Raw genomic sequence first — 8,012 nt, forward strand, 5'->3', positions numbered from 1 at the left:
GGTCAGACGCCATGCGTTGATGCGGCCAAAGGGTAGAGAAGGAGCCTGCAAGTGCCTCGAAGCGTAGAGCGACGTGCAGAGCGGCTTTGTGACCTTGACTCGACGCGCCAGCTACTTGAAGCCACGACCTCCGCTCTGCGAGCTGTTCACCAGCGAGGCTTAAGGCCCTCGGCTATCAAGATCAGATCCCGCCTCTTCTGTGGGGCGCGGGACCAGAAGCCCCCGATTTCCGCTATTGCGGCACCGCGAGGGTTGAATCTCCAGCTCTACCTCCTTACATTGTTTGAGGCTCAGTGTCGGAAGCGTAGTGGCGAAGCAGGGCCGAGCCCGCTTCCAGTTTCAGCTCCAGGGCCGGATGAGCTGTCGTGGGTAAATCTTGCCTTTTCGAGGGCGAAAGAGAATCTGCATGCCGTGGACCCGATTACGGAGCGAGGAAATCGAATTCGGCAGGTCAAGTCAGCATTTGCACGCCTTGCGACCGAGAGTCTGGTGCTGCGAAATGTTGGTGTACCGAAGAAGCCTATGGCTGTGATGCCTCTGCATGAATCCGGCTTCTCGGGGCCGGAGAAGCATTCTTACATAATTCCCGAGTGGCACGAAAACCCTCCCGCAGTGATCTCAGTTCCGGTTCAATTCTTTCTTAATGGGTGGGTTTATCTGCTCAGTCCGGCCGAAATCCGGATGTACTTCATCTTGAGGCACCTGGCTGCAAGGTTCCCCGAGGCTCATCTTGGGCCGGGAATTTACTGCACGGCGCACGACAAGGAGGGTCTCTATTTCATCACGAGAGATGTCTATGAGTCGCATATTAATCTCACTAGATTTGGCCTAGTGGCGCGGGTGGATAGTTCGCTGCGCCATAAGGACGGCAAGATGGTTAACTATCGCGAGTTTGTAAAAGGTGGGGGCCCTCTGCCGCTTCACCGGTTCAAGATAGAGCCGGATTTCGCCTTCTCGGAGGCTGCGGCCAGTAGAATTAGGCGAGCCCTCATGAATTACCCGACCACGCCATTCGGTCGAATTCGGAGGCGCTCAATGCCGTCCGGTGGTTGAGCGTCATCGGTGGCGACGGAGGAGTCCCGTAGTCGTCGAGAAAAAGATCCCTCGGGTAGTTAGCGTTGCGGAGCGGGAAAGGCTTCTTGGGTTGGAAACTCCTGGTTCGGGAAGAGTGTCGGTTAGTCGAGTGACGCTCAAGATTTCGGAGGGGACCGTTCAGGTTGAGCTGACGACTGGTGCCCGCGCTGAAGTCCCCTTGGTTGGGGATAGGTTTGACGGAAGCTCGATCCTGAGCATTTCCTACATGGAATCCACCGGCAGTGTCGAGATCGTCACTCTGCGAGGCGATAACCTAACGTTGCCGCTAGCCAAATTGAACGAAGACGTCCGGCCTGCGGTGCCGGTGGTCTACCTGGACCAGTGCCACTGGAGCACAGTGGCAAACCGAATATACAACCCAAACCTCGTGCGCGAATCTGATGTCGCTGCAGTGGATCTTCTGATAGCTATGGCGAGGCGAGGGGAATTGATACTTCCTTTCTCTTCTGGGCATGCCATCGAGACCGCTGCAACGTATAACGTGAAGCGGCAGGACCTGGCTGCTGCGATCCTAGATCTTTCGCAAGGATGGCAAATGCGAAGCCCTATCAGGGTTCGCAAATTCGAGATGGCGCAGGCGTTGGCCCTCAAGTTCGGCGGATCGCCGGATCTGCGGGAGCAGCATGTATTTAGCAGCCTTCAGGACGCCATATATACGGATCGCCCGGTTAATCGCAGCTCAGGGCTTCCTGAGGATGTGAGCCACGTGCACGCCCAGTTGACTCTAATATCGGCCCTGTATGACGTACTTTTGGATCCGGAGAAAATAGACTCGCAAAAGCCTGTCGGTTGGGCGGAGCATCACAATAGGGTCTCGCGGGACGGTGCCTATAAGGCGATGTCACGATCCCAAAAGAGAGAGGCCGCCATCGCCATAGGAGTCTCCGATGTCATTGCTGATATATCCGAAGTGGCAATGCATCTGGGGCTGAGTAGTGGTCAGGCCGAGTCGGCTGTTGCCGAGATCTGCGAAAATCTAGTAAGCATGCCATTTCTTGGACTGTACATCGACGCTGTGGATGAGCGGCTTGCTAACGGGTCACGCTGGGTGCCAAACGACCTGGTAGACATGCTGTATCTCGGGTGTGCCGCCGCCTATGCCGATATAGTAGTGGCCGAGCGAGTCGCAACGGCCTACCTCAACAGCGCATGGAAGAGACGTCCCGGCTCCTGTCCGGTAGTGTCAACCATCAGCGAGGCCGTGGAGCGCTTGCAGGTCATTGGAGTGCCGCGGCAATGAGGTTCATGGAATCGACTACAAGCGTAGCTCCGGCTGCCGCAAGTTTGACATCCTTCCCGGGCTTGTTTGCGTATCCTATGGTGCGGATTCCGGCTGCGTGTCCGGCCTCGACATCGCGGGCGGCATCACCAATGAAAATGCATTCAATTGGTGCTGTTTGAGCGGCCTTCATGGCCTCCAGCAGGAGGTGGGGGCTCGGCTTCATTGAAGAGGGATTGCCTCGGATTCGCCCGAACACGCCGACTATATAATCGGACAGCCCGTGCTCGGATAGGTAGACCTCGATGGCCACGCTGGCGTTGTTGCTGACTACCGAGACCATTCGGCCAGAACGGGTGCAGGCGCGCAGAAGCGATTCTCCGCCGGGTGTTGGTCGGCCGACCCGGACGGCTTCGGTCTCCAGCGCGGCTAGGGCGGCGTCTGTGGACGCCGTGAGGTCGGGTCGGGCGTCTGCGACCAGTCGGAGCAGGGCAAGAGGATCGGTCTCCTCCTCCGCCCCGGCTGGGGCCTGCTCGCCTGCGGCGAGCAGGCCCTCAAGGAGCCGTCGAGCGACCTCCGGGGCGGGGAGGCCGGCGAAGACCGAGCACACCGGGCCGTCGAAGTCGAGGAGCACGTGCTTCACCGGCCGCAGGATGTCGGCGAGTTGCTGAGGGATGGCGGTCACGGCTGGCGCTCGTAGGCGATCGTGCTCCACGCGCTGTCGAACCACATCTGGGCCTGCTGGACGTACTGCGATCCGAGTGAGGCGTCATCCGGGCCGGCGGCGTGGTGGAACAGGGTGGTGTCCTTGCCCGTGACGTCGTAGAACGTGTGGTCCACGCCGTCCACCGCGATGGTCCGCTCGCGCAGCGGATAGAAGCCGAAGAAGGCTTCCGACCGGTTCAGGATGTACAGCTTGAACAGGCTGGATGCCCGGTGCACCCTGACCTGGACGCTCGCCTTCTGGACCAGGCCCAGCTCGGCCAGCACCTCAACCGAGTGGGTGATGCCCCCGGCGTTGGTCAGCGCGATGTTCCGGGCCCGCTCGCGAAGCGCCACCTCGTCCTTGAGTCCGTCGACCAGTACAGGGACGGCCATGGGCTCTGTGGTGTCCGGCAGCAGCAGGCGCACGGTAATGGACTCCGGGGTGAGCCGACCGGAGCGGACCTTGTCCAGCGGCTCCTGCAGCGCGTTGTGCAGCGTCTCGCTGGAGAAGCCGGCGAAGTCCAGAGTCACCTGCTGCTGCTCGAAGGCTGCTTCGAGGTGGGGCCGGAGTCCGACCGGCCGAGAGGTGCGCTCCCGGACGAACGAGCCGCTTCCCTGGCGGGTCACGATCAGCCCCTCGGTCCGGAGCAGGTCCAGCGCCTTGTCGACGGTGCCACGCGCCACGCCGAAGTGCTTCGCCAACTCAGGGCCGGAAGGAAGTTTGTCGCCGGTCTCGAATCCCGGCTTCTTGGTGAGGATTGAGGCCCGCAGAGAGCTGCTGACCTGCTGATACGGGGGGCGCGAGTCATCCGGGTCTAGGGCCATGAGTCGACCTGGACAAGCTCGCCGCCGCCGTGAAGGCCGCCGGACCCAACGGGTTCACCGGGGACGAGGTGTACCGGCTGTTCAAGCGCCGCAACGCCGCCTACCGCTCCGACCTCACCGCCCGCCTGTGCGAGCTGCCCGGCTTCGCCGCCGTCCAGGTGCCCGGCGACGGCCGCCACCGCACCGTCTACCTCTTCGCACCCCCCGGGTGAAAAGGGTGAGAAGGGTGGAAAGGGCCCTGACCTGCGAAAACGCCGGGTGGAAAGGCGGGTGGAAAGGGGTGGAAAGCCCCCGACCGCCCGCAGCCCCCGACCCTTCCCACCCCTTTCCAGCCCGCTTTCCACCAGAAGAAACCGCAGGTCAGACCCCTTTCCAACCTTTCCACCCTTTCCACCACGCACCCCAGACCGGAGACCACCACCATGACCCGCCCGACCACCACCCGACCGGCCACCCGAACGGACGCCCCACCGGCCGCCACGACACCCCGCGCCCGCTCCCCAACCACCCCCCCCGGCCGGGACACAAGAACCCACCCCGCCCCCGGCGGGCGGGTGGCCTCTTCCCACCCCGCCCTCGGCCCCGGACGGGCACCGCAAGAAGAGCACCAGCCGCCGCCCCCGGGTGCTCCTCTTGCCCTGACGGCACCGGCCCGGCGCCCACCCCCGGACGAGGCCGCCCCTCCCCCGCCCGAGGGACCCCCCTCCCTCGGCGTTGTTGCCGACGTTGGTGCAGGTCAAAGCAACAACAACAACAACGCCAACAACAACGCCAACAACGCCGGGGGAGGGGTCACCCGAGAGGGGCCACCACGCCCCCTCACCGGCCCCGGCCGCCACCCGACGCCAAGCGACACGGGTCGCTAGACCTAGCGACCCCGCTAGCGACCACACCCCGCCCCGACCAGCCACCTAGCGTCTAGCACCCCCGCCGGCCGAACCCTGCGGACCCACCCCCCGAGCCCCCTGGCCCCCTCCGGCGCCCCCGCTAGACGCCACCCGGAGCACCCCCTCCCGCCCTTACCCGAGGCGGAGTCCTCCCCGGCCGCCCAAGGGTCCGGAAGGCCCCTTCCCGGGCCGGGCGGGGCGCGGGAGGGAAGTCACCCTCCGCGCTCACTTTCATTATCCGCTCCGTGAATCCGGGGGTCCCACGTACGCGTGCACGCGTACGCGTGAGGGAGCCCCCGACCGACACACAGCGTCACCGCAGGACCGCTGCCCGACCGTCAGGCCCGAAGCGTCAGAAACCGTCTGACGGCCCTGACGCCCAGATCCCTGGGTAACGCGCACGCGCGCGCGAGCTGACGCGTCTGACACCCCGTTCTGACGCCCCTGACACCCCCGCCTGACACCCGCCCTGACGGCCCTGACACCCACCTGACACCCGCCCTGACGGCCCTGACACCCACCCGCCGACCGATCTGACGGTCCTGACACCCCGCAGACCCGACCCGCTCCGCCGGCCAACCGCGATCTGACACCCCTGACGGCCGCCCTGACACCCCTGACGCCGTCACCCGCCGCGACCGACCCGACCACCCGACCCGCCGCCCACCGAGCCCGCCTGTCATCTGTCACCTGTCGTCCTCACCCCGAAATCGGGCCCCACGGCCCGGAAACACCCCCCTGACCTGCGCCTTACAGGCGACAGACAGGTGACAGGCGACAGGTGACAGATAGGCGACACGACAGGTGAGGCGACAGGCAGACGACAGCCCGACCGCCCAGGAGGAGACCTTGGCCAGCCCGGCCGCCGAAGCGCTCACCGTCCCCGAAGTCATGGCCGCGCTCCGGCTCGGCCGCAGCAAGGTCTACGACCTCTTCCGCTCCGGCATCCTGCCGAGCTTCGCCATCGGCCGCGCCCGCCGCGTGGCCGCCGACGACCTCACCACCTACATCCGCACCCAGAGCAGGAGCCTCTAATGGCCAAGCGCGCCAACGGCGACGGCAGCATCAGCCGCATGAAGAACCGCGACCTCTACCACGGCCGTGTCTACGTGACCACGACGTCCGGGAAGGTCAAGCGCATCTCCGTGTACGGCAAGACCCGTGACGAGGTGCGCGACAAGATGACGGAGCTTCAAGCCCAGGACAACCGGGGAATCCCGACGCCCGACACCAACGCCAAGGTGGAGGAGTACCTGACGTACTGGCTGGCCGCCGTGGTGAGGGTGAACCGCCGGCCGAAGACCTACCAGGGGTACGAGAGCGTGGTCCGGGTGCACCTGGTCCCCGGGCTCGGCACCAAGAAGCTCCGTACCCTCCGGGCCGCCGACGTCCGGAAGTGGCTTGCCGGTGTCGCCACCGCCTGCCAGTGCTGCAAGAACGGGTGGGACGCGGCCCGGCCGAAGCCGGAGTGCTGCGCGGCGGGGGAGTGCTGCGAGACCAAGCTGTCCCGTCGCATGGTGCAGTCGATCCACGCCGTCCTGCGGAACGCCCTGGAGAACGCCGTCAGGGAGGAGCTGATCCTGAGGAACATCGCCAAGCTGGTGCAGGTGCCCACGCCCGACTACAGCACCGGGAAGGGCCTCACCGTCCCGCAGGCCCGCCTGCTCCTGAAGGCGGCCAGCCCGGACCGCCTGCACGCCCTCTACGTCCTCGCCCTCGCCATGGGGCTCCGGCGCGGGGAGCTGCTGGGCCTGCACTGGGCGGCGGTGGACCTGGAGCGCGGGACGCTCATCGTCTCCAGCAACCTCCAGCGGGTGGACGGGGCCCTCCAGCTCGGCCCGGCCAAGACGGCGTCCTCGCTCCGGACGCTGCCGCTCCCGCCGTTGGTCCTGGAGGCCCTGCGGGCCCACCGGGAGCGACAGGCTCAGGAGCGGGTGGCGGCCGGCGAGCGGTGGACGGAGACGGGGCTGGTGTTCACCAGCCGGGTCGGGACGCCGATCGAGCCGGACAACCGCCGGCGGAGCTGGTACCCGCTCCGGGATCGGCTCGGGCTCTCGCTCCGGTTCCACGACCTCCGCCACACCTGTGTGACCTTGCTGCTCGACCTGGGTGTTCCGCCTCACATCGTCCGGCAGATCGCCGGCCACAGTGACATCGGCGTGACGATGAAGGTCTATGCCCACGCGTCCCTGGACGAGCAGCGGAAGGCCCTCGGGTCGCTGAGTGACAAGCTCGGCTGAGCCGTTGGCGTACCGGTTGGCGTACGGGACATGAAAACAGCCCCGGAGAGTGATCTCTCCGGGGCGGTTTTGCCTTTTCAGGCGGTTGTGGCCAGGGCCGGGGTCGAACCGGCGACCTTCCGCTTTTCAGGCGGACGCTCGTACCAACTGAGCTACCTGGCCGTACTGCACCGTCTCTTGCGAGACGAGCGATCCCGACGGGACTTGAACCCGCGACCTCCACCTTGACAGGGTGGCGAGCTAACCAACTGCTCCACGGGACCTAGAAGTGGCGAACCACTCAGGGTCTTGCGGTCTTGCGCACTGCACTTTACTACGGTACTGCGTGCCCCCAACGGGATTCGAACCCGTGCTACCGCCTTGAAAGGGCGGCGTCCTGGGCCACTAGACGATGAGGGCTTGTGGCCTGTCCCGCTGTTCCCAGCGTTCGGGGACGTCGAGAAGCATATGGGATGCGGGGCGGATCGCCAAAACGGGTTTCGGCCGGGTGGAGGGCGGGGCCCGTGGGCGGGGGTCAGGACCAGCCCAGCTCGTCCAGTTCGTGGTCGTCGAAGCCGAAGTGGTGGGCGACCTCGTGGATGACGGTGGTGCGGACCTCCTCGACCACCTGCTCGTGGGTGTCGCAGTGGCGCAGGGTGGGGCCGCGGTAGATCAGGATGCGGTCGGGCAGGACGCCCGCGTACCACTCGCCGCGCTCGGTGAGCGGGGTCCCCTCGTAGAGGCCGAGCAGCTCGGGGTCGCTCGGGTCGGGCTCGTCCTCGACGAAGATCGCGACGTTGTCCATCATGGCCGCGAGCTGCGGGGGGATCTGGTCGAGGGCGTCGCCGACCAGCGATTCGAACTCTTCCCGGGTCATCTCCACCGGATCATTGTCCGGTGCCGGATGACGGTGTGCCAGGTGGCGGGGGCCGGTGTTTGATGGGGCTGTGACGACTTCGGAGGGCGCCGTGGACGACGCCGCGGACGGCACCTCGCCCGGGGGCACCGCGGCGGACGGCCCGGCCCGGGTGCTGCCGTCGGGCGCGGCGCCGGCCCCCGGCG

7 protein-coding genes and 3 tRNA genes are annotated in these 8,012 nt (G+C 65.8%); 4 read left to right on the top strand and 6 right to left on the bottom strand.

The window, feature by feature from the left end; genetic code table 11:
* Positions 1 to 1,183: 1,183 nt before the first annotated feature.
* Positions 1,184 to 2,335 (top strand): hypothetical protein, encoded by a 1,152-nt coding sequence (locus AE652_RS46665; protein WP_159028581.1) that lies wholly within the window; start codon positions 1,184 to 1,186, stop codon positions 2,333 to 2,335.
* On the opposite strand, the gene AE652_RS29425 is transcribed toward AE652_RS46665, so the two are convergent.
* Together AE652_RS29425 and AE652_RS29430 are read right to left on the bottom strand one after the other, a co-directional pair.
* Entirely contained in the window at positions 2,313 to 2,999 is a 687-nt protein-coding gene (locus AE652_RS29425) for an HAD family hydrolase (RefSeq protein ID WP_063780310.1), read from the bottom strand. The genes AE652_RS46665 and AE652_RS29425 overlap by 23 nt on opposite strands.
* Complete coding sequence (locus AE652_RS29430; RefSeq protein WP_049656957.1) at positions 2,996 to 3,844, bottom strand: GntR family transcriptional regulator; 849 nt, start codon at positions 3,842 to 3,844, stop codon at positions 2,996 to 2,998. Before AE652_RS29430 ends, AE652_RS29425 begins: the two co-directional genes overlap by 4 nt.
* A 29-nt stretch (positions 3,845 to 3,873) precedes the next feature.
* Between AE652_RS29430 and AE652_RS29435 the strand changes: the two genes are divergently transcribed.
* The 3 genes from AE652_RS29435 to xerC all read left to right on the top strand — a co-directional run bounded on the left by AE652_RS29435 (position 3,874) and on the right by xerC (position 6,971).
* A complete protein-coding gene (locus tag AE652_RS29435) occupies positions 3,874 to 4,056 on the top strand; it encodes a hypothetical protein (protein WP_049656959.1) in 183 nt (60 codons plus the stop codon).
* Between the two features lie 1,479 nt (positions 4,057 to 5,535).
* Positions 5,536 to 5,766, top strand: coding sequence for a helix-turn-helix domain-containing protein (locus tag AE652_RS48535; protein WP_234348578.1), 231 nt, complete (start codon positions 5,536 to 5,538; stop codon positions 5,764 to 5,766).
* Positions 5,766 to 6,971, top strand: coding sequence for a tyrosine recombinase XerC (gene xerC, locus AE652_RS29445; protein WP_049656965.1), 1,206 nt, complete (start codon positions 5,766 to 5,768; stop codon positions 6,969 to 6,971). Before AE652_RS48535 ends, xerC begins: the two co-directional genes overlap by 1 nt.
* Before the next feature lie 88 nt (positions 6,972 to 7,059).
* Here xerC and AE652_RS29450 read toward each other — a convergent pair.
* The 4 genes from AE652_RS29450 to AE652_RS29465 all read right to left on the bottom strand — a co-directional run bounded on the left by AE652_RS29450 (position 7,060) and on the right by AE652_RS29465 (position 7,827).
* Positions 7,060 to 7,133: transfer RNA gene (locus tag AE652_RS29450), tRNA-Phe, on the bottom strand.
* Positions 7,134 to 7,160: 27 nt separating this feature from the next.
* Positions 7,161 to 7,234, bottom strand: a tRNA-Asp gene (locus AE652_RS29455).
* A 63-nt stretch (positions 7,235 to 7,297) separates the two neighbouring features.
* A tRNA-Glu gene (locus tag AE652_RS29460) sits at positions 7,298 to 7,370 on the bottom strand.
* A 115-nt stretch (positions 7,371 to 7,485) separates the two neighbouring features.
* Positions 7,486 to 7,827, bottom strand: a complete 342-nt coding sequence (locus tag AE652_RS29465; protein WP_049656966.1) for a metallopeptidase family protein — start codon at positions 7,825 to 7,827, stop codon at positions 7,486 to 7,488.
* Between the last annotated feature and the right edge of the window lie 185 nt (positions 7,828 to 8,012).

Source organism: Kitasatospora sp. MY 5-36 (assembly GCF_001182915.1).
Lineage (GTDB): Bacteria > Actinomycetota > Actinomycetes > Streptomycetales > Streptomycetaceae > Kitasatospora.